This window comes from Nocardia halotolerans, assembly GCF_042650145.1.
Taxonomy (GTDB): Bacteria; Actinomycetota; Actinomycetes; order Mycobacteriales; family Mycobacteriaceae; genus Nocardia; species Nocardia halotolerans.
Genome location: NZ_JBHSDL010000014.1, coordinates 760202 through 784602 on the forward strand (window position 1 = coordinate 760202; position 24401 = coordinate 784602).

Below are 24401 nucleotides of genomic sequence, written 5' to 3' on the forward strand. Positions count from 1 at the left end.
GACCATTCAGCCCGGTCCGGTAACGCATGTGAGAACCCGGCACCCCAGGGTGCCGGGTTTATTGTTGCCCTACAACGTTTTTCACCCGTCGTTCAGCGAGCCGAGCGACGGCCGAGCGGCACCCGCAACACCGCGTCGGTGCCGATGTCGGCGCCGGGATGCAGCCCGATCGAACCGCCCAGTTCCGAAGTCACCAGGGTCCGCACGATCTGCAGCCCGAGCCGGTCGGAGCTCTCCAGACTGAATCCGGTGGGCAACCCGCGACCGTCATCGCTGATGATCACGTCGAGCCAGCGGGCCGAGCGCTCCGAGCGAATCGTCACGGTACCGTTCTGGCCCGCGTCGAAGGCGTGCTCGATCGCGTTCTGCACCAGCTCGGTCAGCACCATCACCAGCGGCGTCGCGCGTTCGGCGGAGAACACCCCCAGTGAACCGGCGCGGCGCACCTTGATCCGCGCGGTGTGCACAGTGGCCACATCGGCCATGATCGGCAGCAGCCGGTCGACGACCTCGTCGAGGTCCACCTCTTCGTCCACCGACATCGACAACATCTCGTGCACCGAGGCGATGGAGGTGACCCGGCGCACCGATTCGGTCAGTGCCACTTGGGCTTCGGGGTTCTCGGTGCGGCGCGCCTGCAACCGCAGCAGCGCCGCCACGGTCTGCAGGTTGTTCTTCACCCGGTGGTGGATCTCGCGGATGGTGGCGTCCTTGCTGAGCAGCGCGCGGTCGCGGCGCTTCACCTCGGTGACATCGCGCACCAGCACCGCGGGCCCGGCCAGTTCACCACCCGGACGCATCACCAGGGTGCGCAGCAAGACCGTGGCCCCGCGCGCTTCCACTTCCATCCGGCGCCCGGTGCGCCCGGCCAGCGCGGCCTGGATGTCGGCGACCACCTCTTGGGCGTCGAACGGGTCGGTGATCAGCGAGCGGGTGGTCACCGCCAGATCCTGGCCGATCAGGTCGGACTGCATCCCCATCCGGTGATAGGCCGACAGCGCGTTCGGGCTGGCGTAGACCACCAGGCCACTGGTGTCGAGCCGGATGAAACCGTCGCCGGCACGCGGGCTGGAATGGGTGGCCGCCCTGTCCTCGGGGGTCGGGAAACTACCGTCGGCGATCATCTGGCACAGGTCGTCGGCGCACGACACGTACGCCGTTTCCAGGGTGCTGCGAATCCGGGATCTTTGCAGGTCGGAGTCGCGACTGAGTACTGCGATCACGTCGTCGCCACAGCGCACGGGGATCGCCTCGCGCACCGCGTGCACCGGGCTCGGGTGATAGACCCCGCTCACTTCGACCTCGAAGTCGGTGCGCACGGTGTCGCCGCTGACCAGCGCGTCGAACACCTGTGGGAAGTCGGTGCGCGAGGCGGTGCTGCCGACCTTGTCGTCGAGGTGCACGGTGGGTGCGGTGGTCGGTCGGATCTGGGCCACGCACACCACCTCGGCACCGTCGGTGACCGGTCCCGCCCCCACCCACAACAGCAGATCCGAGAACGAGAGGTCGGCCAGCAACTGCCAGTCGCCCACCACCCGTTGCAGATGGTCCACGGCGGTGCCGGGCAGGTCGGTGTGTTCGGCCAGAAGTTCGCTCAGTGTCGCCACGCTGGATCTCTACCGCTTCGCTGTCGGTCTTACGCGATGGTGGCGATCAGGTCGCCCGCCTGCAGAACCTGGCCCGGAGTCACATCGACCGAGGTGATGTCACCCTCGACCTCGGTGAGTACCGGGATTTCCATCTTCATCGACTCGAGCAGCACCAGGGTCTGGTCGACCCGCACGTGCTGGCCCACCGCGACCTCGACAGCGAGCACGGTCGAGACCATCTCCGCGCGCACTTCTTCACCCATGACATCCCGTTCATTAGTTGTGCGGCCGCCGCGCCGGGGCGGTGGCCGTATCCGCCGAAGCTACAGCCAACCACACGTGAAACAATGGCTGACGATCAGATTGTGCTCCGCGCTCCGGCGGGGAGGACCCAGAGAAGGGAGCTACCTATGGGTAAGCGTGGACGTAAGAAGCGCAGCCGTAAGGGCAACGCAGCCAACCATGGCAAGCGGCCCAACGCCTGAGCAAGGCTCGATACGCGAAAAGGGGCACCCATCGGGTGCCCCTTTTCTGCTGTCCGCTCCTCGGATCAATCCTCGGTGCGCTCGACCCTGGTGACGGTGATCGAGCGGTGGATCTCCAGTTTCAACCGGTCACGCAGGCCCTCGGGCGCGTGCTCACCACCGCATTTGCGGTTGAGCAGCCCTTTGAGCTTCTCCTCGATGCCGTAGGCCTCGATGCACGGGCTGCAGTGGTCCATGTGTTCCTGCAGGCGCTCGCGGGTGGCCTGGTCGCATTCGCCGTCGAGCATGAGCCACACATCAGCCAGTACGGCGGTGCAGTCCATCTCCAGATCGGGGTCGCTCACTTCGTAACCTCCTGGCGTTCCCCACGGTCGAATCCACGTTCACGCGCCACATCGGCGAGCAAACCCTTGAGTTGCTTGCGGCCACGGTGCAGCCGCGACATCACGGTACCGATCGGAGTGCCCATGATCTCGGCGATCTCCTTGTACGGGAATCCTTCGACGTCGGCGTAGTACACCGCCATCCGGAACTCCTCCGGCAACTCCTGCAGGGCGGCCTTGATCTGGTCGTCGGGCAGGGCGTCGAGCGCTTCGACCTCAGCCGAGCGCAGACCGGTCGAGGTGTGTTCGGCGGTGGCGGCCAGCTGCCAGTCCGAGATCTCGTCGGTCGGGTACTGGGCGGGCTGGCGCTGCTTCTTGCGGTAGGAGTTGATGTAGGTGTTGGTCAGGATCCGGTACAGCCAGGCGCGCAGATTGGTGCCCTCGCGGAAGGACTTGAATCCCTGGAACGCCTTCACATACGTCTCCTGCACCAGGTCCTCGGCATCGGCCGGATTCCTGGTCATCCGCAGTGCGGCGCCGTAGAGCTGGTCGAGCATCGGGAGCGCATCGCGCTCGAACCGGGCCGCCAGCTCGGCTTCGCCGGCTCCTGAGCCGGACGCCTCGGCGGGCACCACGTCGTCGTCGCTCGTCACACCATTCCCTTCGATCGCCGTAGTCACCGAATCTACCGGCAACACCGTATCGATCGGCAAGTGCGCACCCTCGGGTGAGAAGGGACGCTCCTCGAGCAGCAGTGTCACTATCTCTCCTCACGGGCGTCTCGGGACGGGCTTGTCATTGGTGTGCAACAGAGACACCGCCATCGGTGTTCCCGCGCGTTAGGGTGACGACCATGGCATCGGCGTCCACTCCGGCGATCAAGGTCCTCACCGGGGCGGGGATCGCGCACCGCGTCCACGCCTACACCCACGATCCGCGCGCGCAGTCCTACGGGGACGAAGCCGTCGGCGCGCTCGGCGCCGAGCTGGGTGTGGTCGCCGAGCAGGTGCTCAAGACGCTGGTGATCGAGTTGTCCACCGGCGCGCTGGCGGTCGCCGTACTACCGGTGCCGGCCCGGTTGTCGCTCAAGGCCGCGGCGGCGGCGCTGGGAGCGCCGAAGGCGGTGCTGGCCGACAAGGCCAAGGCCGAACGCAGCACCGGGTATGTGCTCGGCGGGGTCTCACCGCTGGGGCAGCGCAAGCAACTCGCCACGGTCGTCGACGCGTCGGCCCTCCGCTGGGACCGGGTGTTGTGCAGTGCGGGCAGGCGCGGTCTCGAAATCGAACTCGCGCCCGCCGATCTGGTGCGCGCGACCGGGGCCGTGACCGCCCCGATCACCGGCTAGCAATCCGATCACGGTCTCGTTCCGAATTCATTGCGACGCATTCCGCGCCCGGTACGACCCCATCGACCCGAGGATGTGATGCGAAAAATGTCCGCACGTTCGACGATCGCCACCCTGACCGGTGCCCTGTTACTCACCTTCGGCGGTGTCGCCGTCGCCGCGCCGGTCACCGCGGTCCCGCCGATGGCACCCACGGCGCCCACCGAACCCGGTGACTACCCGCTCAACGGCCAGGGCAGCACGCCGAAGGACACACCGCGGGCCGCACCGGAGACCGATGAGCGCGCCGAGAAGGCCGAACGACTCGGCGGCGGGGTCGCCACCGAGGTGATCGACCTGTTCACCGGAGTCATCAAGTGTGGCCTGAACATCGCCACCGATTCGGTGCCCTGCTCACTCTGAGCCGTCCACCCGAGGCCGGGCACGATCACAGCAGTGTGGTCTGCCCGGCTTCGTCGTCGCAGGTGCCATCGGGTACCAGCAGTTCGGGCCCGTTGTTGCGGACGTTGTTCACCAGGCTCGAGACCGGCCGCGCCGCGATCGTGGCCACCTGCGCGGGCGAGGGCGGGCGCAGCAGGTCGTTGGGGGCGGGGTGGTCCGGGTCGAGCCAGGCCGCCCAGTGCTCGCGCGGCATCGGCAACGGCATCCGGTCGTGGATGTCGGCCAACTCGCCCACGGCATCGGTGGTGAGGATGGTGCACGACAGCAGCGGTTCGGCAGCGGGATGCTCGCGGTCGCGCCACACCGACCACAGCCCGGCCATGTAGAGCGGGGAACCGTCGGTGTGCGACATGTAGAACGGGCGTTTGACCGCTTTGCCCTGCCCGGTCGGCGCCGACTCGACCAGCCACTCGTACCAGCCGTCCATCGGCACCAGGCAGCGCCGGTGCTTTGTCGCGTCCCGGAACGAGGGTGCGCTGGTGGCCTTGTCGGCGCGGGCGTTGAACAATGGTCTGCCCTTGGCGGGCACGCCCGGTTCGGCCGCTTTGGTCCAGTGCGGGATCAGGCCCCAGCGCATCCGGCGGATCCGCAGGCGCGGGTCGTCGTCGGGATGGCCGTGCTCGTGGCGCTCCACCACGGTGAGCACCTGGGTGGTGGGGGCGACGTTGTAGCTGACCGCGGCGTCGGGCTCGGCGAGCCCGGTCTCATCGATCGCGTCGAGTTCGGCCGCCAGGCGACCCGGGTTGGTCGTCGTCGCATATCGTCCGCACATAAGCAAGAAGATACGCCCGCCCGCGCGGCCCGTGACGAAATCGACGGGCCCGAATTGTGTGCCAGCAGTGTGTTCGGCGCGCACATGAGAGAGGATGGGCGGGTGAGTTTCTGGCCAGCGCCCCACATCGAGGTCCCCGTCCACGCGACCGTGACCCTGCCCGGTTCGAAATCCATCACCAATCGCGCGCTCATCCTGGCCGCACTGGCCGATGGGCCCTGCACCATCACCGGCGCGCTGCGCAGCCGCGACACCGACCTGATGATTCAGGCGCTGCGTGCGCTGGGCACCGAGATCACCGGCGACGCCGAGACACTCGAGGTCACCCCGGGCCCGCTGCACAGCGCCGCCGTCGACTGCGGTCTGGCGGGCACCATCATGCGTTTCCTGCCGCCCGCCGCCGCCCTCGCCGCGGGTGACGTCGCGTTCTTCGGCGACGAGCAGGCCCGCCACCGCCCGCTCACCACCATCCTCGACGCGCTGCGCACGCTCGGCCTCGACGTCGACGGTGACGCGCTGCCGTTCGTCGTGCACGGCACCGGCGCGCTGCGCGGTGGCACGGTCACCATCGACGCGTCGGGTTCCTCGCAGTTCGTGTCCGGGCTGCTGCTCTCGGCCGCCCGCTTCGACGAGGGCATCACCGTGCACCACAGCGGCGGTGTGCTGCCCTCGATGCCGCACATCGAGATGACGGTGGAGATGCTGCGCCGCGCCGATGTGCGCGTACAGACCCCCGCCGATGCCCGCGGCGCGCAGACCTGGACGGTGCAGCCCGGCCCGATCCGCGCGGTCGACTGGGAGATCGAACCCGACCTGTCCAACGCCACCCCGTTCCTGGCGGCGGCCGCGGTCACCGGCGGCGAGGTGAGCGTGCCGATGTGGCCGCGTGGCACCACCCAGCCCGGTGACGTGATCCGCGAGATCCTGGTGCGGATGGGCGCCGAGGCCCGCATCTTCGACGGCGTGCTCACCGTGCGCGGCCCGCAGAGCCTGGCCGGTATCGACATCGACCTGCACGACGTCGGCGAGCTCACCCCCACCGTCGCCGCGCTGGCCGCCCTCGCCGATTCGCCCTCGGTGCTGCGCGGTATCGCGCACCTGCGCGGTCACGAGACCGACCGGCTCGCCGCGCTGAGCGCCGAGATCAACCGGCTCGGTGGCCAGGTCACCGAGACCGCCGACGGCCTCGAGATCACCCCGGCCCCGCTGCGCGGCGGGCAGTGGCATTCCTACGCCGATCACCGGATGGCCACCGCGGGTGCGATTCTCGGCCTGCGGGTGCCCGGTGTGCAGATCGAGGACATCGGCACCACCGCCAAGACCCTGCCGACCTTCGTCGCCCTGTGGGAGCAGATGCTGGCGCCGGCCTTATCGGGTGAGGGAGTGGCGCGCTGAGTCGCCAGGGCCGGTCCACCGCCAGCTACGACGAATCCGATGTCCGGGTCCGCCCGGGCAAGGCTTCCTCGCGACCGCGCACCAAGACCCGGCCCCAGCACAACGACGCCGAGGCCGCCATGGTGGTCGCGGTGGACCGGGGTCGCTGGGGCTGTGTGCTCGACGGTGACGCCGACCGGCGCATCATCGCCATGCGCGCCCGCGAGCTGGGTCGCACCCCGATCGTGGTCGGCGATCAGGTGGGAGTGGTGGGTGATCTGTCCGGCAAGCCCGACAGCCTGGCCCGGATCGTGCGGGTCGCCGAGCGGCGGACCGTGCTGCGCCGCACCGCCGATGACACCGATCCGTTCGAACGCATCGTCGTCGCCAATGCCGAGCAGTTGTTCATCGTCGTCGCCCTGGCCGACCCGCCGCCGCGCACCGGTTTCGTGGAGCGGGCGATGGTGGCCGCCTATGCCGGTGGGCTGGAACCGATTCTGGTGCTCACCAAACGCGATCTGCACGCCGAGTCCGAATTCGCCGCCGCCTTCGCGGGTCTGGACCTGAAGATCGTCTACGCCGGCATCGACGACCCGATGGAACCGGTGCTCGAGATCCTGCGCGATCGGCTCACCGCGCTCATCGGGCACTCCGGGGTGGGCAAGTCGACGATGGTGAATCGTCTTGTGCCCGACGCGTATCGGGCGGTGGGCGAGGTGTCGGGGGTCGGCAAGGGCAAGCACACCTCCACCCAGTCGGTGGCACTGCCGCTACCCGAGGGCGGCTGGGTGATCGACACACCCGGCGTGCGGTCGTTCGGCCTGGCCCACATCACTCCCGACGACGTGATCGCCTCGTTCACCGATCTGGCCGACGCCATCGAGGACTGCCCGCGCGGATGCACCCACCTCGGCCCGCCCGCCGACCCGGAATGCGCACTGGACCAACTGCCCGGTACGGAGCGCCGGGTGGAGGCGATTCGGCAACTGCTCACCGCGTTGATCTCGAATGAGGCGTGGTAGCAACCGAACCAGGTCTCGGCCTGATTGCGAATGAGACTCGCGTTCGCTCGCGTTCACGCTCGCGACACTCGTCGGCGGTAGCGTCATGGCAATGAAGCCTCCGGCGATCGGTTATCTGCGCCGCGACATCTCAGGTGTCGCCCAATCCTGGGACGAAACGCAGATCCGTTCCCTAGCCGAGCGTCTCGGCTACCGCTTCACCAAGACCGTCGCGTTCAGCGACCGCACCAGCGACCCGCTCGGGCGCCTGCTCGACGTGGTGTCCACCACCGAAGCCGCCGCCGTGGTCACTCCCAGCCTCACTCATCTCGGCCAGGACCTGCCCGACACGCTGCTCGCCGCCTGCGACGTCGTCACGGTCTCCCCCGAGATCACCCACCCGAGAAGGCTTCCCGCGCTACCCGCGTGAATTATTCGGCGCCCCACACCCCGCCGAGTTCCATCAGCTCACGGTAGGCCGCGCGGTCGGCGGCCAGACGTTGCGCGGCGGCGGCCAAGGTAGCCGGGGTGAAGTCGGCGCCGATGGTGGCCTGGTGTTCGACCGCTTCGTCGGCGAGCGCCACCAGCAGGTCGCCCAGCCGCTCGAGCTGCTGTTCGACGGCGCTCGACCGTCGTCCGCCGAGTTGGTCGGTCATGCCGTCGGCGACGGCCAAACGGTGCAGCCGTTGCATCGATTGAGGTAGGCCGCTGGTGGAGGCGGGATCGATCCAGCCCTGACGCTGCAGTTCCGCCACCACGCTCCACGCCTGGCTGAGCCGATTCCACGGCTGTTGCAAACGACTCGGCAGCTGCGGCACGGGCGGGCGGGGTGGCGGAGGCGGCATCGGCACGCGGCGGTGCGCGGCGGGACGGGCCGCGGCCAGCCGCTGACGCCGGACCAGGCCCTGTTCGTGCCACATCACCGCGCCCAGCGGCAGCACACCCACGATGATCGAGAAGAAGAACAGCTCACCGTCGCTGCCGTCAGCTCCGAACAACGACGACACTCCTGTCAGCAGGCTCACCGTGCCCCAGATGACCGCCAACACCCACAGCACGACAACAGAAGCCGATCGCTGATACTTCATCGCAGCTCGCTACCCACAATCGACATTATGCCGACCGAACACTTCGGCGGGCCTCGGCATTTCAGTTCATCGCCCTATAGCGGCCGTCGGGGTCGGTGGCGAGACGACCGCGGCGCACGGCCGAGGTGAGGCAGGCTTCGACCCGGTCCTCGGCGGCACCGGTACGTTCGTGGCCGAACTGGGTGAGCGTCGCCCACATCATCTCGTCGAAGGTATGTCGGTTACGTTGGGCCACTTGCGATATCGCGTTCACGATCTCTTCGGGGCAGATGGTGTCGATGGCACGGGTCGCGGTGGGCGGAGTGAAACGAAAACCGCGCCAGGTGCCGGGATCGAGATCCGAGGGCCACACGAACACACCCAACGGTGTCGCGCGCACCAGACTTTCCGGCACCTGGCCGAGCACACAGATCTGTTGTTTGTCGGTGGGCTTGTGCACACCGAAGCGTTGCGCGACGCGCGTCACGAGCTGGCCGCGTTCGATCGGCCCTTCGATCGCGATGATCTCGCGCACCGCCTCGCGTACCCGGACCGGGATGGTGGCGGCGCTGTCGCGGTCGAGGTCGGCGGGGGAACCGAGCACGCTCGTCGGCGCGCTGGTGTAGGGAATGCCGCTGGGTAGCCAGTGGTGGACGCTGCGGGTGCCGGTCATCCACTCGGGGGTCTGCGCGACGGTGTGGGCGATCGGCGCCGGCGGTGGAGTATGCGGTGACGACGGCCGGTTGTTCGGCGCCGACGGTGGAATGTTCGGTGTCGGTGGAATGTAGGGGTACGGCTCTGCCGGGGTGATCGGGCGTTGGACCGGTGGTGGCGGCGGGCTGACGGGGTAGCGCGGGCCGGTGCCCCAGTGCGGCGGCGGAGCGTAGTCGCGGCGTTTGCGCCGGTCACCGACGAGCAGTTGCCAGATCGATACGCCGGCCAGCGCTGAACCCGACGCGAAGAACACCACCGCGAGCACGATCTCGAACGGCGAGCTGTTGCCGATACCGCTGAAGTACCCGGCGGTGCCGAGCAGCGCGCCGAACGCCCCGGCGAGCAGTCCGAAGATCCACCCGATCCTGCCGACCCATTGCACGGCGCGCACTCCTCGTTCCGCGCGGAATACTCGTTCGCCGCCGCACCGACGGCCGACACACTCCCCTGCCGGCAATGGGGCGAAGCTTACTCCCCGACGGGGAGCGGATCGTCCGGCGCTCAGCCGCCCGACGCTATCCCCGTCAGCAACCCAGCTCGGCTGCCAGTGATTCGACCCGGGCGCGGACCGGATCGTCAGCGGGGCGCAGGACCGCGAGGTCGTCACGCAGCTGCCCCACGAACCGGGTGGCCCTGGTGTGGTCGCCCGTGCCGGGCAGCAGTTCGGCCAGCGCGAACCGCACCTGTAGCGCGTCCGCACCGAACTCGTCACCCGCCGAGCGTATTTCGCCATAGAGCCGGTACAGCTCGTCCACGGCAGCCGTGGCGGTGAGTTCACCGAGTTCCGCTCGGCACTGCACCGCCGCCACCCGTGCCCGCCACCCGCGTCTGCTCGTCAGCCCGCCCGCGCGCACCTCGATCGCCTCGACCCGCTCCCATTCGGTCAGGGCGCGGCGCTGTTCGCCGCTGTGGGCATAGGCGGTGGCGATGTCACGGTGCAGGTCGCCCAGCTGGGGGCTGTCGGGACCGAAGCGCTGCACGGCCTCGTCGACGACGGTGGCCAGCACCTCGGCCGCTTGCGCGAAGCGGCCCAGGTCGATCAGTTCGCGGTAGCGGGCGGCGGCCCCGGGCAACCCACCCGGGATCGTCGGGCCGGCGGGCCGCCGGGCGGGCCGGATCGGCTCGGCGCCCACCTCGGCGGGTGGGTTCGGACGGCGGAAGATGCGCGTCGGATCCGGGCCCCCTGCGGGTACAGCGGTTTCCGGAGCGCCCGGTGCCGGCAGGAACGGCAGGAGCCGGTCGTAGACGGTGTGCGCGGAGTCCGGGCGGTCGACGGCATCCTTCGCCAAAAGTTCCAGGACCAGCTGTTCGATCGCGAGGGGCACCTCGCGGCGCAGGGTGCGCAACGGTGCCGGTGGTTCCGACAGGTGCCGGTTGTGCGTGTCGAACTCCGACTGCGCCGCGAACACCGCACGCCCACTGAACATCTCGTGCATGATGCAGCCCAGCGCGTAGAGGTCGGCCCGGGGCCCCACCTCCTGGCCGTTGATCAGCTCGGGCGGCATGTACGCGGCGGTCCCGAGCACCGACCCGGTGCGGGTGATCCGGCTGGTGCTCCCGTCGAGCAACGCCGCGATCCCGAAGTCGATCACCTTCACCGTCCCGTCCTGGGCAACCAGCACATTGGCGGGCTTGAGGTCGCGATGCACCACCGGCAGCACATGGGCATGCGACAGCACCGTCGCGATCTGTGCGGCGACCGCCACCCCACACTCGATCGGCAACTCCCCCGCCCCGGACAGGTAGTCACGCAGGGTGACCCCGTCGACGTGCTCCATCACCAGATACACACTGTCGGCCCGCGCATCGAGTACCGCGTCGAAGACCTGCGGCACTCCCTGATGCCGGATCCGCGCGGTCACCCGCGCTTCGCGCCGGAACCTGGCCACGAACTCCTCGGCGAGATCGTCACGGGAGGCGAACTGCCGCACCGCGATCCGCTTGATCGCGACCGGCCGGTCCAGCACCACGTCATACCCGAGCAGCACCTGTCCCATCCCCCCGGCGCCCAGCGCCCCGGTGATCTCGTACCGCCCGTCGATGATCTCGCCCACCCACAACCTCCGGCCCAGTTCCGCTACGAATGCCGCACGATACTGCGATCCCGCGGTTGTTTCAGCGCGCCCGTCCGTCGGGCAGGCAGTCGGCCGAACCGAGACGCGCTGAGGGCACTTCGCGGCCACGGGCACCCGCGGGAGGCGATCTCTGTCCGAAAGGCACCGTCGCTGAAGTCGGTCCTCGAGAGCAAGGGCCTGGCCACCGGTCTCGGTGACGAGATGAAGGCCTTCCCGATGCACGACTACCCGACCGGGGTGCCGGCCGCCGCGCCCTACCGAGCGCCCTGCGTGTCTTTCGGTTCCAGGGCGCCTGCTGTCAGTCCGGTGGCGATGAGATCAGCTGCGGTGCCTGCGGTTTCGGCGGCAGTGCGGGCAGCGACCCGGAGTTGGTGCAGGTTCCGGAACGCCGCGCCGTAGCGCTGCTGGTCGGCGAGTGGGAGCAAAGGGATGCGCAGGCGGGCGGGGTCGAGGCGGATGGTGGTGGTGCCGAACATGGCGGCGGCGTTGTCGGGGGAGCCGATGAAGCCGGCGAAGAACCAGGGGTCGACACGGGTGGGGTCGGTGCGGAAGACGAGGACGCCGGGACCGGGGGCGGCGCCGATGTCGGCGCCTTCGGCGACGCGCGCGCCCTGGGCGGCACCGTGGTCGTCGCGCAGGCGCGAGACCAGGACGTCGTCTTCCTGGATCGGCTCACCGACGGGAGCGCCCGGGGCAGTGATACCGGACGGGCCGCGACCGGCGAGCAGGTCGTGGCCGGTGAGGACCGGGCGTTGCGGTGTGTCGGCGGGCGGCTGTTCGGGGGTGGTGGAGACGATGCGCACCGCTTTGCCCGCGATCAGATTGCCCACGGCCACATAGCGCCAGACCGTGCCGGGCGCGGAGTTCCAGTCGCGGACGGCCTCGGCCGCGGCGTGCAGGTCGGTGAGGTACTCGGCGAGCACGCCGATCGCGGCGCGAGCCGACGCGGACGCACTGCCTGGGTCGACGACGGCGCGCACATGCCGGGCCGGGGTGAGGTCGACGTCGTCGTCGAGCACGTCCATCACGCGGACCACCGCGGTCACGTCGGCGACGGTGGCGGTGTCGGCGTCGCCTTTGTCGAACGCCTGCCAGGCTTCGACCACGGTGCGGGCCAGTGTCGGCCAATCAGGCTGTTCCCCACCAGCATTCGGCAGGCGAGTGGTGTCGGCGAACAGCAGGGTGTCGGCGGGATTGCCGATCCCGGGCCGGCGCAGGATCCACAGCTGCAATCCGACCTGGCGCGGAGTCGACGCTCCGGGTGGCAGGGCGACCACGGCGCGTAACGCACCGGCGCGCAACAGTTCCATGCGAATCCGTCTGCCCGAGGAGCGGGCGGCGACGGCGGGCGGCAGCAGGAGCACGGCGGTCGCGCCGGGGCGCAGGTGCGCGAGCGCGTGCTGGGCCCAGGCGAGTTCGGACTCGCTACGTGGGGGCACCGAATACACCCAGCGGGGGTCGAGAGCGAGTTCGTCAGCACCCCAATCACGTTGCGAATAGGGCGGATTGGACAGGACAGCGTCGAATTCGAGGTCGGTGAAGGCGTCGGCGAGCAAGGCGTCGCCCGCCCGGATGTCAGTGTCGGCCTGCGGCACCAGGGTGCTGAGTACGGCGGCGGTACGACCGGCCTGCACCGGCAGGATGTCCTGACCGTGCAGTTCGACGGCTCCGATGCGGGCCGCCTCGAGCAGCAGGGTGCCGCCGCCGCAGGACGGGTCGAGCACGGAGCGGGGGGACGGTGAGACAGCGGCGGCCAGTACGTCGGCCATCAGAGCGGCGACGGGCTGGTCGGTCGGATAGACGCCGGTACTCGGTCCGTCGAGTCCGCGCTCGGACAGTACGGCCAGCGTCTGCTGCACACCGACCGCGTCGATCGCCGCACGGACCGCTGCGCGCACCGAGTCGGCGGCCTCGGCCGCGGGGTCGGCCACGAACTCCATCAGCTCGACGACGCCCTCGGGTGCGACTTCGGAGCGCAGCAGGGTCCGCAATCGCTGGACGGGAGAGTCGGCGGCGGTGATGCCGTGCCCGCGCAACCACTGCTGCACCTCGGCCAGGTCGAAAAGGGGGCGGGATTCGGAACCGCCGGGGACCGGGGCGGGGAAATCGGCGTGTCGGCGGCGCCAATTGCTCACGGTGGCGCGGGTGACGCCGGCCAGCCGGGAGATCTCGGCGGCGGCGACGGTGGGCGTCGAGTCTGGCATGGGTCTCCTCTCGACTCCCAAGCCTTGCTGACGAGGTAGTCGAGGTCAAACCTTACATGCCATGGTTTACAAGCTTCCGCGTTCCAGTGCGCAAGAACTTGGTTAACGATGAAAACATTGTTTCCCTGTTGCCATGCCCGTTGCGACGGTGTAGCGTCCTTCGCAACGGAGTGGCCGCAAGGACACGGACACACCGAGTACTCGACGACACAGACCCGCAGCACACGGCCCGCACCGGCCGCGACCAGTCGTGCCGTCACCACCACCGCCACCCCGCCGGACGACCTCGTCCCGGCGCGAACACACCTGCCCAGGAGGAAAAAAATGCGCACCATCACCCGCACCGTCGCCGCCACCACCGCCGCGCTCGCCCTCGCCGGCGTCGTCAGCACCGTCGGTGCGGGCACCGCCGCCGCGGCCACCACCGTGCGCCACTACTCGGGCCACGGCGCCGAGTGGGCCTGCAACGCCGACAAGGCCGCCCTCGGCAGCGTGCCCGGTTCGGTCGTGCTCTGCGACGAGCTGAACAACGGCGTATTCCGGCTCTCGGTGGTGCCCCACGGCGAGATCCCGCTGCACATCCTGAGCCTGATGGCCACCGGCAGCTTCGACGGCCTTTCCTAGCCGATCCCAACCTTCAGGAGATCATCATGTCCAATCCCCATTACCCCAATCCCGGTGTCCCCCCACAGCCCTACTACTCGCAGCCGCCGCGCAAGCGGAAGGTGTGGCCGTGGGTGCTCGGCGGGTTCGTACTCGCCGTGCTCGTGCTCTTCGGCGGGTGCGCGGCGCTCCTCACCAGCGCCGCCGAGGAGGTCGCCCAGAACGAGCAGACCCGGTCCTCGGCCGCACCCGCGGGCACGGAAGTGCGCGACGGCAAGTTCGGCTTCACCGTCACCGCGGTGGACCCGCCGGTGCGCACCGTCGGCGACAACGAGTTCCTGCAGCAGACCGCGCAGGGTGAGTTCATCCTGGTCTCGGTGGATGTCACCAACACTTCCGACGTCGCCCAGCATTACTTCGGCTCCGATCAGAAGCTGATCGACGACCAGGGCCGCGAGTACGCCAACGACACGGCGGCCGAGCTGAACTTCAACGACCAGCTCTCCGCCGCGATCAACCCGGGCAACAACGTCTCGATGGTCCTCGTCTTCGACGTACCGCCCGGCACTGTCCCCGCCGCCGTCGAATTCCACGATTCGGCCTTCTCCAACGGCGCGCGAGTGGCACTGAAATAACGCCGACCCCTTTCGGGCCCAGCAGCCGTGCTGGGCCCGGACGCATGTCCCGAGCGCACCCTTTGCCGCATGTGCGGGACCGATAGCGCTAGAGCACGTCGAGCACCGCCGAGGCCAACGGTCCGGCCGAGGCGGGGTTCTGGCCGGTGTGCAGGTTGCGGTCGGATTCGAGGAACGGCGCGAACGGTTCGCCCGAGCGATAGTCGGCCCCGAGTTCGATCAGCCGGTCCTCGAGCAGCCACTTGGCTTTGTCGGCCAGCCCACCCAGCCGCTCCTCGGCATCACTGAAGGCGGTGAGGCGGTAACCGGCGAACGGGGACGGACCGTCGGCCGCGGTGGCCAGCAGTGCGGCCGGGCCGTGGCAGACCAGCGCCAGCGGCTTGCCCGAGTTCAGGGTCTCGACGAGCAGCGCCGCGGAGTCGGGATTCACCGCCAGATCCTCCATCGGGCCGTGCCCACCGGGGTAGTACACCGCGGCGAAGTCGTCGAGCCGCACGTCGGCGAGCGGTACCGGATGCGCGAGCGGGTCCGCGCCCTCGATGATCTCGGCGACCTTGTTCGCCTCGGCTTCCCCGCCGTTGGCGTTGGGCGCGAGACTGCCCAGGTCCACCGGCGGAACCACAGCTGCGGGCGTCGCCACCACCACGTCGTGTCCGGCCTCGGTGAACACCTGATAGGGCGCGGCGAATTCGTCGGCCCAGTAACCGGTGTGATGCTTGGCGCCACTGGACAGCGTCCAGTGATCGGCACCGGTCATCACGAACAGAATTTTCGCCATCTCATCGCCTCCGGAACGTTCGGGTCGTGGGACTGCGGTCGTTCGGCGTCAGGTGTGTGCGGCGCCGATGATGTGGAGCATTTCGTGGATGATCGGGTCGGCGAGCCGGTTGGTGACCGAGCGGCCCTCGCGGCTCGAGGTGACACACCCCTCGTGCCGCAGTACCCGCAGCGCCTGGGAGATCGCGTTCTCGTTGCGGTCGAGCGCGGCGGCGAGTTCGCCGACGGTGATGCCGGGCGTGCGGTGCAGGCAGAGCAGGATCTCCAGGCGGCCGGGGTCGGAGAGCAGGTCGAAACGTTGCGCCCAGGCCCGGATCTCGACATCACCGATCGCGCGCCGGCCGAGTTCGACCGGCGACCCCTGCAGTGTGCGTGGCTCTCCCATGGCGGGTTCAGCTTAATCGCCGAATGGACAGCGCCGCTATTATCTGTCCATCTGTTCAGGTAGACATGAGTGGGGACGATTGATGAAGGTGCGAACCCGGCCGCTGGTCGCCGCGGCGGCGGCGTTCGCGCTGATGTCGACCGCGTGTGGAGCTCCCGACAGCGGGTCCGCCGACGCGCTGGTCCTGGCCGATGCCCACGAACTGGGCGGATACAACCCCGTGGCCGGGTACGGAGCAGCCGGTGAGGCGAAGGTCTACGACGGGTTGCTGCGGCTCACCGGCGGCGCGGGCCTGCCCGGATTGGCCCCGGCGCTGGCCACCGAGTTGCCGACCGCCGACGCCGAGGCCGCCGTGTGGACGGTGCCCTTGCGCACAGGGGTTCGGTTCAGCGACGGGTCGGCCTTCGACGCCGCCGATGTGGTCGCCACCTACCGCGCGATCCTCGATCCCGTCTCCGCCTCGCCGGTGCGTTCGTCGTTCTCGATGATCGAACGCGTCGAGGCACCGGACCCGATGTCGGTGCGGTTCACCCTGCGCCATCCCTATGCCGCGTTCCCCACCAAACTGCTCATCGGAATCGTTCCGTCCGAAGCGGTCTCGACACCCGCGCCCGCGGTCGAATCACCGCTCAACACCGCACCGATCGGTACCGGACCGTATCGGCTGACGTCACTGGAACCGGCACGTGCGGTGTTCGAGGCGAACGAGAACTATTGGGGCGGTGCGCCCGCGGTGCAGCGCCTGACCGTGCTCCATGTTCCCGACGACAACACCCGCGCGCAGCGGATGGCCGGCGGCGAACTCGACGGCACCGCACTGCCCCCACTGCTGGCCGCGACCTTCGCGCAGCGTCCGTCGATGTCGTTACATTCCAACACTTCCGCGGATTGGCGTGGGGTGTCGATGCCCACGGGTCACCCGGTCACCGGAGATCCGGCGGTGCGGCTCGCACTGAACCACGCGGTGGATCGCCGGGCCATGATCGACAACATCCTCGGCGGTTACGGGCGACCCGCCTACACCCCGTTCGCCGAGGTCTACGGCGACTCCCACGATCCGGCAGTGACTTTCGCCTTCGATCGGCGACGAGCCCAAAAGATCCTCGACGACGCGGGCTGGCGACCCGGAACGGACGGAATCCGCGCGAAAGACGGTGTACGAGCGCAATTCACGGTGATGTACAACTCCACCGACACGTTGCGTCGCGATCTGGCACTGGCTTTCGCCTCCGACGCCAGACGTGTGGGCGTGGCGGTCGACCTCGAAGCGCTGTCGTGGGACCGGATCGAGCCGCGCATCGAGCGGGCCGCCATCCTGCTCGGCGGCGGCAGCGAACCCTACGACCCCGACACCCAGGCGTACAACACCCTGCACTCGGTCGCCCCCGGCACGGGCAGCCCCTACGACAATGCGAGCAGACACACCGATCCCGCCATCGACGCACAGCTCGAGACGGCCAGGCGGACCACCGATCCCGCACAGCGGGCCGCCGCCTACCGGGCGGTGCAGAGCCGGTACGCACAGCAACCCAGCCACGTGTTCCTCGTACATCTCGAGCACACCTATGTGCTGAAGGAATCGTCGTGGACGGTGTCGGAACCGATCCTCGAACCGCACGCGCACGGGGTCACCTGGGGCCCCTGGTGGTCGCTGCACACGTGGACGCGCGGCTCGTGAGGCGCCGCTACCGCGATCGCGGGCTCGCGGCGATGACCGGGCGCCGGTTGCTCACCCTGATCCCGGTGCTGACCGTGGTCTCGGCCGCGTTGTTCGCCGCGGCGGCGATCTCGCCGTTCGACCCGCTGGTCGGCTACCTGGGCGCACGCTACGAGACGACCAGCACCACCGATCGCACTCTGCTCGCCGACCAGCTCGGACTGGACGCATCCTGGTATCAGCTGTACGGGCGCTGGGTCGCCGACCTGGCCACCGGCGATCTCGGCATCTCCCGCACCTTCGCGCAGCCGGTGAGTGACGTTCTCGCCCAACGTATTCCATGGACCGCGTTGCTGGTGCTGGTCGCGATGAGCGTGGCGGTGGTGCTGGCGCTGGTCGCGGGCGTGTGGGCCGGGATGCGCCGGGGTGGGATCGCCGACCGGATGATCACCGCCACGTGCGTAGTGCTGCAAGGCTTGCCGCCGTTCGTGGTGTCGCTCGCCGCCATCGGCTTGTTCGCCGTCGGGCTCGGCTGGTTGCCACCGGCCGGACTCACCGATGCGGGTGCCGAAGTCGGAGCCGGACAGGTGGCGCGACACCTGGTGTTGCCCGCGGCGGCGCTGGCGGTCTCGCAGCTGCCGTGGTTACTGCTGGCCGTGCGTGAATCGGTGTCGACCCATCGCGGTGAGGACTTCGTGCTCGGCGCGGCGACGCGCGGCATCGACGCCACCACGATCACCCGCCGCCACATCCTGCCGACCTCGCTGGCACCGTTCGTGACCATCCTCGGCGCGCGACTACCCGAGGTCGTGGTCGGGGCGGTACTGGTGGAGGAGATCTTCTCCTGGCCCGGCATCGCGGGCGCGTTCGTGCAGTCGGCGCAGGACCTCGACATGGCGTTGCTCGCCCTGCTCACCGTCGGCACCACCTGCGCGGTCATGCTCGGCTCGCTGCTCGCCGATGTCGCGGTGGTGCTGCTCGATCCACGGGTGCGCGCCGATGGCTGAACGGCGGCTGTACCTAGCGCTGTCGGTGCTGATCGCGGTGGTGCTGTACACGGTGCTGGTGCCGTGGCTGGGCGGGGTCGACGACCGGCTCACCGACTTCGCGGTCGCGCGCCGGGCGCCCTCGGGGCAGTGGTGGTTCGGGACCGACGCCGCCGGCCGGTCGCTGTTCGTGCGGATCGCGGCGGCACTGCGGACCTCGCTGGTGGTGGCCGCGTGTGCCGCGGCGGTGTCGACGGCGCTCGGGGTGTTCATCGGTGCGGTGTCGGCACTGGCCGGCGGGTGGGTGGATCGCGCGGTGATGCGGTTCGCCGACACCGCCAACGCGCTGCCGCACCTGCTGCTGGGCATCGTCATCGTGGCGTTGTTCCGGGGCAACGCGGTGGCGGTGGTGTTGTCGATCGGGCTCACGCACTGGGTCCAGGTCGCGCGGATCGTGCGCGCGGAGAGTCTGAGTCTGCGCGAGCGCGAGTACGTCTCGGCCGCGATCCTCGCCGGTGCCGGGCGCGGGCACCTGCTGACCAGGCATCTGCTGCCCGCGGTCGCCCCGCAAGCATTGATCGCGGTGGTACTGCTGCTGCCCCATGCGATCTGGCACGAATCGACCCTGTCGTTCCTCGGGTTCGGGCTGCCACCGCACGAACCCAGCCTGGGCACCCTGCTGGAACAGGCGCGCACGTCGCTGTTGCTCGGCGGCTGGTGGACGCTGGTCTTTCCGGCTGGGTTCCTGGTGCTCACCACGGTGGCGGTCGCCGTCGCCGGATCGTCGTTGCGGGCGCTGGTGCTACCGCCGAAACCGTCGAGGATGCTGCGATGACCGGGGTCTTGTCGATCGACGCGCTCACGGTGCGGATTCCGGTGGGCCGGGGTGCGGTGGTGCACGCGGTGACCGAGTTGTCGCTCGAACTCGCCGCGGGCACGGTCACCGCGCTGGTCGGTGAGTCCGGGTGCGGGAAGTCGATGGTGGCCGGTGCGGCGCTGGGGGCGCTGCCGCGCGAGGCGGTGGCCACCGGGTCGGTTCGGCTCGCACTGGGTGATCGCGTTGTCGACGTGCTGGCCGGCGAGGAATCCTTCCGTGGGCGGCACATCGCGCTGGTGCCGCAGTCGCCGAGCACCCATTTCACCCCCGTACGGACGATCGGTGCGCAGCTGGCGGAGACCATCGCCGCGCTGGGCACCACGCACCGCCCCGCCGACCTGGTCGACCGCGCCGGGCTCTGCCCCACCGCGCTCGAGCTGTATCCGCACGAGCTCTCCGGCGGGATGGCCCAGCGGGCGGCGGTGGCAGCGGCGCTGGCCGGTGATCCGGCGGTGATCGTCGCCGACGAACCGACCTCCGGGCTCGATCGGGGACGCACCGACCAGATCGGCCGGCTCCTGCGCGAATGCGCCGACGACGGTGCCGCGGTGCTGCTGATCACCCACGATCTCGGGCACCTGCTGCGCGCGGGCATCGCCGACACTCTCGCGATCATGTACGCCTCACGGCTGATGGAAACGGGGCCGGCCGCCGAGGTGCTCGCCGACCCCCGGCACGACTACACCCGCGACCTGCTCGCCGCCCTGCCCGAGCGTGGTCTGCGCCCACTGCCGCACCCACCGCGCGCTCTGACGAACCTGTCCGAGATCTGCCCCTACGCCGGTGCCCCCACCACCCTGGTTCGCCAGGGGCAACGCATGATCCGGAGGGCGAGATGCTGATCGCCGAAGCTGTGACAGCGGGCTACCGTACCCCCGTCGTCCGTCAGGTCGACCTACAGCTCGCCCCCGGCGAGATCGTCGGTATCACCGGCGAATCCGGTTCCGGCAAAACAACATTGGCGCGCGTGCTGGCGGGCCTGCGCGCGCCGAGCGCCGGCCGGGTGACCGTCGACGGAAAACCACCGAACCGGGCCCGCGGCAGTATCGCCATGGTGTTCCAATCCCCCCGCGCCGCGACCAATCCCCAGTTCACCCTCGCCGAGATCATCACCGAACCCGCCCGGATCCGCCGCACCCCCATCCCCGACCTCACCGCCCTGATCACCTCGGTCGGCCTCACCCCCGACCTACTCGACCGCCGCCCCCACGCCCTCAGCGACGGCCAGCTCCAACGCGCCTGCCTGGCCCGCGCCCTCACCCAGCACCCGCGCTACCTCATCCTCGACGAGGCCACCGCCATGCTCGACGCAGCCACCACCGCCACCATCATCACCCTGGTCAGAACCCACCACCACCTGGGCGTCCTGCTGATCAGCCACGACCGCCCCCTCCTCGACGTGACCTGCCACCGCATCGCCACGATGCACGAGGGCACCCTCACCACCGAGGACACCGCCACGTCGCCCGGGTAGTTCAGACCAGGCGGATGCGCAAGGTTTCGTAGGTGGGGATGAAGACTTTTCGGCGGTAGCGGCGTTCGACGACTTCCCAGGGACGCCCGGTTGCGATGAGGGATTCGAGCAGGGCGGTCAGTTCGGAGTGGACGAGTTGGGCGCCCAGGCACAGGTGGCGGCCGCCGCCGAACCAGAGTTGGCGGGTTTCGGGGACGTAGTCGCGGTGGATGTCGAAGCCGCCGACGGCGTTGTTGATGGTCCAGGTGAGGATTTTGACGTGTTCGCCGGCGCGGAGGTCGCGGCCGGCGATGCGGACATCGGCGGTGACCGAACGGCCGACGAGGTAGGCGGGGCTGGTGACGCGCAGGATTTCGCGGACCGCGTCCGGCACCCGGTCAGGGGCGGTGAGCAGCGCCCGGTGCTGGTCGGAGTCGTGCATGATCGCGACCATCCGGGTCATCGCGCTGGCGAGGGTGTCGGTGCCCGCGACGGCCATGAGGATCGCCAGGCCCGCCGCGTGCTCGACCGCCAGGCCCAGTTCGCGGCAACGGCCCAGCGTGGTGTCGGGGGCGGCGTGCTCGTAGGCGGTGGGCACATTGACGGCGAGTCGGGCGGCCAGTGCGCGGGCGCGGGCCACGGCGACCGGGTCCAGGGTGGTGGAGGCCATGGTGCCGAAGGCCAGGTTCACCAGTTCTTCGACGTGGTGGAAAAGGCGCAGGAACAGGGCGTCCAGGTCGTCGGTGTGGTCGCCGCCGATGGCCGCGGAGATGTCTTCGGGGCGCATGCCGACCAGGTCGGACACGCTGCGACCGACCAGGATCTGGGCGCGGGTGGCGATGTCGACGGTTTCGCCCGCCGCCAGTCTGTCGCGCAGGCCCCGCAGGTCGGCGCCGAGCACCCGCTGCACGAGCGCGTCGGTGTGGGTGAGGGTGAACAGGTCGCGCACCGTGGTGCGCAACTGCGTGTGGCCGGGGCCTTCGAACAGGTCCTCGACCCAATCGCCGATCACCTGCGCCCACCAGTGCCCGGCCGCGCCCTCGGAGACGATGCTGAAATGGGTGCTGTCGTTGTAGATCTGGCGCGCCACCAGCGGGTCGGCGACGAACCAGCCCAGTGCGGGAACTTTGCGGATCGGTCGCGCGAACCCGCCCAGCAGCAACAATCCCGGTAACCAGGGTTGACCTGCGGCGAGTAGGGTCAGTTCACGACGTCGGGCAGTACTCCACACCCCGGCACAATCTAGTTGAGCAGGTCCGTTCCGGGAAGATCTGTGACTAGGATCGGCGTGCGGCGCTGATGGAGAACTGGGCATCGCGCGCTATCTGGAAGTGATTTGCATGGTGAGATCGACAATCGAGGCGGTCGGCGCGTACCTGCCCGCCCGCGAGGTGACCACGGCGGAATTGATGAGCCGATTGGCCGTCGAGGCGCCGCTGGATCTGGAGAAGGTCAGCGGCGTCAGAGCCCGGCGGGTCCGCGGGGTCGATGCCACCGGCCGGCCCGAGGACTCGTTCACCATCGCGCTCGCCGCCGCGCACAGCGCCCTGGCGAACTCCCGGTACGCCGCCGCCGACCTGGATGTGATCATCTCCTGTTCGATCACCCGCACTCGCGGCACGAACTTCTGCCTGGAACCCTCGTTCGCGCTGACGCTGCGCAACGCTCTCGGTGCCACGCGCGCCGTCCACTTCGACGTCTCCAACGCCTGCGCCGGAATGCTGACCGGGGTTCTGCTGCTGGACAGGATGATTCGCTCCGGTGCCGCCCGTCGCGGGATGGTCGTCTCCGGCGAATGCATCACCCCGATCGCCGACACCGCGGTGCGCGAGATCTCGCAGAAGTACGATCCGCAGTTCGCCTCCCTCACCGTCGGCGATGCGGGCGCGGCCGTGGTGCTCGACGGCACCGACGGACCGGGCCTGGACTATGTGGAACTCAACACCAGTGCGGCGTTCGCGAAACTGTGCCTGGGCATGCCCAGCGACCAGGGTCCTGGCGTGGCGCTCTACACCGACAACCGGGCGATGCACAACGAGTCCAGGTATCTGCTGTGGACTTCACGGCAGCTGCGATTTCTGGCCGAGCGCGGCTCGGACTTCGCCGCGGAGGGCTACGACTACCTCATTCATCACCAGTTCAGCGGTCCCGCCGTGGAATTGATCGACAAGATCGCCGAGCGTGAGTTCGACGCGCTCATGCCACCGAAACTGGCGGTGCTGGACAAGTACGGGAACACCGCGTCGACCTCGCATTTCGTGGTTCTGCACGACGCGTTGCGCCGCGGCCTGCTCGCGCCGGGGTCGAAGGTGCTGCTGGTGCCCGCGGCCTCCGGGGTGGTCGCCGGATTCTTGTCGGTGACAATCGGTGAACTTCGGGTATAGGACAGTATGGGAATCATCATTTCTTCGGCCACGACGCGGACCGGCGGGGTCAGCTCGGTAGGACAGGCGGCCGAGGCCGCACGCGAGGCACTCGCCGGTGCGGGCTGCCCGCCCGAGCAGGTGGACGCGTTGATCAATGTGGGTGTGTATCGTGACGCGAATCTCGTGGAACCGGCGGTGGCGGCGCTGATCCAGCAGGCCGCCGGCGTGGGGCTGGACTACCGGCCCGGTGACGTGCCGTGCCTGTCGTTCGACCTGATGAACGGGGCGTGTGGACTGGTGAACGCCATCGGCGTGGCCGCCTCACTGCTGGCCGATCTGCCCGCGGGGCACGTGGTGGTCGTCTCTGGTGACGCACACCCGTCGATGCGGGCGGACGCGGATTTCCCGTTCGAACCCGTTGGGGCGGCATTGGTGCTCGAAAACCGCGCTGATGCGGTGGGTTTCGGTGGTGTGCATGTGAGTGCCGGTGACACACTGCCCGATCCGCAGGGGTATGTGGATCTGGCGGCGATGGGCGCGCACGGGCGATCGTCGCTGACGGTCGAACTCGCCACCAGTACAGCAGAACTCATCGACCATGCCGTTTTCGCGGCCCGAGAGGCCTTGCAGGCCGACGGTCTCGACGCCGACCGGGTGGTCCTGGTGTGCGGCAAGCCGACCGCCGAGTTCGCCACCGAACTGGCCGCCGAACTCGGCATCGATGCGGTGATCACCGACGACTTCGTCGGCGACGCGCACACGTCCGCACTCACCGCCGCCTTCGTGGCCGCCCGCGATGCGGGACACACCGACCGGCCGCTGCTCTTCGTCGCCGCCGATGGTGGCCCGACGGCCGCGGCGATCACCTACCGCGGGCCGGGTGTGCAGTGACCAGAAGCCGTCCCTTGCATGCCGTGTCCGCCGATGGTGAATCGTGGCAGGTACCTGTCCCCCGGCCCGGACGTCATCGCGCCGACCCCGAGCCGGTGGTGGCACCGAGCCGGGCGGCGGTGCTCGCGTTGCGGGCGATACCGGTACTGGGCTGGGTATTCCTGGCCGTCGGCGTGCTGCGGCCGTTCCGGGCCAAGGTGTTGCGCGTCGCGTTCTGGGTCGATGTGGTGTTGAGCGTCGGGGTACACGCGGCCCAGATTCCGGCGGCCCGGCGGGTGGCGACCGAGCGTGGGATCTCGGCGCGACGGGCCGGGGTGATGACGATGCTGTTCGGGGCGACCTGGTGGAAAACGCTCGGCCGGGCGCAGCGGTGAGTTCGGC

General features: G+C 69.3%; 28 protein-coding genes. 16 read left to right on the forward strand and 12 right to left on the reverse strand.

What is annotated here, in order from left to right; genetic code table 11:
- Positions 1 to 92: 92 nt before the first annotated feature.
- Complete coding sequence (locus tag ACFO5K_RS14130; RefSeq protein WP_378561589.1) at positions 93 to 1607, reverse strand: sensor histidine kinase; 1515 nt, start codon at positions 1605 to 1607, stop codon at positions 93 to 95.
- 29 nt (positions 1608 to 1636) lie between these two features.
- Positions 1637 to 1852, reverse strand: a complete 216-nt coding sequence (locus ACFO5K_RS14135; RefSeq protein ID WP_378561592.1) for a biotin/lipoyl-binding carrier protein — start codon at positions 1850 to 1852, stop codon at positions 1637 to 1639.
- A 147-nt stretch (positions 1853 to 1999) separates the two neighbouring features.
- Here ACFO5K_RS14135 and ACFO5K_RS14140 point away from each other — a divergent pair, with 147 nt between their 5' ends.
- Entirely contained in the window at positions 2000 to 2074 is a 75-nt protein-coding gene (locus ACFO5K_RS14140) for a 50S ribosomal protein bL37 (protein WP_022597109.1), read from the forward strand.
- Between the two features lie 65 nt (positions 2075 to 2139).
- Here the strand turns inward: ACFO5K_RS14140 and rsrA are convergent, their stop codons facing one another.
- Both rsrA and ACFO5K_RS14150 read right to left on the reverse strand, forming a co-directional pair.
- Positions 2140 to 2397, reverse strand: coding sequence for a mycothiol system anti-sigma-R factor (rsrA, locus tag ACFO5K_RS14145; RefSeq protein ID WP_378563834.1), 258 nt, complete (start codon positions 2395 to 2397; stop codon positions 2140 to 2142).
- A 17-nt stretch (positions 2398 to 2414) separates the two neighbouring features.
- Positions 2415 to 3110, reverse strand: a complete 696-nt coding sequence (locus tag ACFO5K_RS14150) for a sigma-70 family RNA polymerase sigma factor (protein WP_449289686.1) — start codon at positions 3108 to 3110, stop codon at positions 2415 to 2417.
- A gap of 140 nt (positions 3111 to 3250) precedes the next feature.
- Between ACFO5K_RS14150 and ACFO5K_RS14155 the strand changes: the two genes are divergently transcribed.
- Together ACFO5K_RS14155 and ACFO5K_RS14160 are read left to right on the forward strand one after the other, a co-directional pair.
- Positions 3251 to 3742: an aminoacyl-tRNA deacylase gene (locus ACFO5K_RS14155; RefSeq protein ID WP_378561598.1), complete on the forward strand. Its 492-nt coding sequence runs from the start codon at positions 3251 to 3253 to the stop codon at positions 3740 to 3742.
- A gap of 87 nt (positions 3743 to 3829) precedes the next feature.
- Entirely contained in the window at positions 3830 to 4144 is a 315-nt protein-coding gene (locus ACFO5K_RS14160; protein WP_378561601.1) for a hypothetical protein, read from the forward strand.
- 25 nt (positions 4145 to 4169) lie between these two features.
- Here the strand turns inward: ACFO5K_RS14160 and ACFO5K_RS14165 are convergent, their stop codons facing one another.
- A complete protein-coding gene (locus tag ACFO5K_RS14165) occupies positions 4170 to 4955 on the reverse strand; it encodes an SOS response-associated peptidase (RefSeq protein ID WP_378561604.1) in 786 nt (261 codons plus the stop codon).
- 84 nt (positions 4956 to 5039) lie between these two features.
- Between ACFO5K_RS14165 and aroA the strand changes: the two genes are divergently transcribed.
- The 3 genes from aroA to ACFO5K_RS14180 all read left to right on the forward strand — a co-directional run bounded on the left by aroA (position 5040) and on the right by ACFO5K_RS14180 (position 7760).
- Entirely contained in the window at positions 5040 to 6350 is a 1311-nt protein-coding gene (aroA, locus tag ACFO5K_RS14170) for a 3-phosphoshikimate 1-carboxyvinyltransferase (RefSeq protein WP_378561607.1), read from the forward strand.
- A 131-nt stretch (positions 6351 to 6481) separates the two neighbouring features.
- Complete coding sequence (rsgA, locus tag ACFO5K_RS14175) at positions 6482 to 7351, forward strand: ribosome small subunit-dependent GTPase A (RefSeq protein WP_378561610.1); 870 nt, start codon at positions 6482 to 6484, stop codon at positions 7349 to 7351.
- A 91-nt stretch (positions 7352 to 7442) separates the two neighbouring features.
- Entirely contained in the window at positions 7443 to 7760 is a 318-nt protein-coding gene (locus tag ACFO5K_RS14180; protein WP_378561613.1) for a hypothetical protein, read from the forward strand.
- 1 nt (position 7761) lies between these two features.
- On the opposite strand, the gene ACFO5K_RS14185 is transcribed toward ACFO5K_RS14180, so the two are convergent.
- The 4 genes from ACFO5K_RS14185 to ACFO5K_RS14200 form a co-directional block, all read right to left on the reverse strand.
- Positions 7762 to 8418 (reverse strand): hypothetical protein, encoded by a 657-nt coding sequence (locus tag ACFO5K_RS14185; RefSeq protein ID WP_378561616.1) that lies wholly within the window; start codon positions 8416 to 8418, stop codon positions 7762 to 7764.
- A gap of 61 nt (positions 8419 to 8479) precedes the next feature.
- On the reverse strand, positions 8480 to 9493 hold the full coding sequence (locus ACFO5K_RS14190; protein WP_378561619.1) for a DUF3320 domain-containing protein: 1014 nt from the start codon (positions 9491 to 9493) through the stop codon (positions 8480 to 8482).
- 142 nt (positions 9494 to 9635) lie between these two features.
- Positions 9636 to 11165 carry a serine/threonine-protein kinase gene (locus ACFO5K_RS14195; RefSeq protein ID WP_378561622.1) on the reverse strand — a complete coding sequence of 510 codons (1530 nt, stop codon included), beginning with the start codon at positions 11163 to 11165 and terminating at the stop codon, positions 9636 to 9638.
- Between the two features lie 275 nt (positions 11166 to 11440).
- Entirely contained in the window at positions 11441 to 13390 is a 1950-nt protein-coding gene (locus ACFO5K_RS14200; RefSeq protein WP_378561625.1) for an N-6 DNA methylase, read from the reverse strand.
- Between the two features lie 324 nt (positions 13391 to 13714).
- On the opposite strand from ACFO5K_RS14200, the gene ACFO5K_RS14205 reads away from it, so the two are divergent.
- Together ACFO5K_RS14205 and ACFO5K_RS14210 are read left to right on the forward strand one after the other, a co-directional pair.
- The gene (locus ACFO5K_RS14205; RefSeq protein ID WP_378561628.1) at positions 13715 to 14014 is read left to right on the forward strand and encodes a hypothetical protein; all 300 of its coding nucleotides are present in this window, start codon (positions 13715 to 13717) and stop codon (positions 14012 to 14014) included.
- Positions 14015 to 14040: 26 nt separating this feature from the next.
- Positions 14041 to 14628 (forward strand): DUF4352 domain-containing protein, encoded by a 588-nt coding sequence (locus tag ACFO5K_RS14210; protein WP_378561631.1) that lies wholly within the window; start codon positions 14041 to 14043, stop codon positions 14626 to 14628.
- A gap of 88 nt (positions 14629 to 14716) precedes the next feature.
- Here the strand turns inward: ACFO5K_RS14210 and ACFO5K_RS14215 are convergent, their stop codons facing one another.
- Both ACFO5K_RS14215 and ACFO5K_RS14220 read right to left on the reverse strand, forming a co-directional pair.
- Positions 14717 to 15406 carry a type 1 glutamine amidotransferase domain-containing protein gene (locus tag ACFO5K_RS14215; protein WP_378561634.1) on the reverse strand — a complete coding sequence of 230 codons (690 nt, stop codon included), beginning with the start codon at positions 15404 to 15406 and terminating at the stop codon, positions 14717 to 14719.
- Positions 15407 to 15454: 48 nt separating this feature from the next.
- A complete protein-coding gene (locus tag ACFO5K_RS14220; RefSeq protein WP_378561637.1) occupies positions 15455 to 15790 on the reverse strand; it encodes an ArsR/SmtB family transcription factor in 336 nt (111 codons plus the stop codon).
- Positions 15791 to 15872: 82 nt separating this feature from the next.
- Here ACFO5K_RS14220 and ACFO5K_RS14225 point away from each other — a divergent pair, with 82 nt between their 5' ends.
- The 5 genes from ACFO5K_RS14225 to ACFO5K_RS14245 are packed head-to-tail and all read left to right on the forward strand — an operon-like array spanning position 15873 to position 20784.
- Positions 15873 to 17468, forward strand: coding sequence for an ABC transporter substrate-binding protein (locus ACFO5K_RS14225; RefSeq protein ID WP_378561640.1), 1596 nt, complete (start codon positions 15873 to 15875; stop codon positions 17466 to 17468).
- Between the two features lie 32 nt (positions 17469 to 17500).
- Positions 17501 to 18454, forward strand: a complete 954-nt coding sequence (locus ACFO5K_RS14230; RefSeq protein ID WP_378563837.1) for an ABC transporter permease — start codon at positions 17501 to 17503, stop codon at positions 18452 to 18454.
- Entirely contained in the window at positions 18447 to 19268 is an 822-nt protein-coding gene (locus ACFO5K_RS14235) for an ABC transporter permease (protein ID WP_378561643.1), read from the forward strand. The genes ACFO5K_RS14230 and ACFO5K_RS14235 overlap by 8 nt, the downstream gene beginning before the upstream one ends.
- Entirely contained in the window at positions 19265 to 20152 is an 888-nt protein-coding gene (locus ACFO5K_RS14240) for an ATP-binding cassette domain-containing protein (RefSeq protein ID WP_378561646.1), read from the forward strand. Before ACFO5K_RS14235 ends, ACFO5K_RS14240 begins: the two co-directional genes overlap by 4 nt.
- Entirely contained in the window at positions 20146 to 20784 is a 639-nt protein-coding gene (locus ACFO5K_RS14245) for an ABC transporter ATP-binding protein (RefSeq protein WP_378561649.1), read from the forward strand. The genes ACFO5K_RS14240 and ACFO5K_RS14245 overlap by 7 nt, the downstream gene beginning before the upstream one ends.
- A 1-nt stretch (position 20785) precedes the next feature.
- On the opposite strand, the gene ACFO5K_RS14250 is transcribed toward ACFO5K_RS14245, so the two are convergent.
- Positions 20786 to 21994 carry a cytochrome P450 gene (locus ACFO5K_RS14250; protein ID WP_378561652.1) on the reverse strand — a complete coding sequence of 403 codons (1209 nt, stop codon included), beginning with the start codon at positions 21992 to 21994 and terminating at the stop codon, positions 20786 to 20788.
- A gap of 109 nt (positions 21995 to 22103) precedes the next feature.
- Between ACFO5K_RS14250 and ACFO5K_RS14255 the strand changes: the two genes are divergently transcribed.
- From ACFO5K_RS14255 to ACFO5K_RS14265, 3 genes are read left to right on the forward strand one after another with little or no spacing between them, the layout of a single operon-like run.
- Entirely contained in the window at positions 22104 to 23147 is a 1044-nt protein-coding gene (locus ACFO5K_RS14255) for a 3-oxoacyl-ACP synthase III family protein (protein WP_378561655.1), read from the forward strand.
- A 6-nt stretch (positions 23148 to 23153) separates the two neighbouring features.
- Complete coding sequence (locus ACFO5K_RS14260; protein ID WP_378561658.1) at positions 23154 to 24020, forward strand: hypothetical protein; 867 nt, start codon at positions 23154 to 23156, stop codon at positions 24018 to 24020.
- Positions 24021 to 24043: 23 nt separating this feature from the next.
- On the forward strand, positions 24044 to 24394 hold the full coding sequence (locus ACFO5K_RS14265) for a hypothetical protein (protein ID WP_378561661.1): 351 nt from the start codon (positions 24044 to 24046) through the stop codon (positions 24392 to 24394).
- Positions 24395 to 24401: the final 7 nt, after the last annotated feature.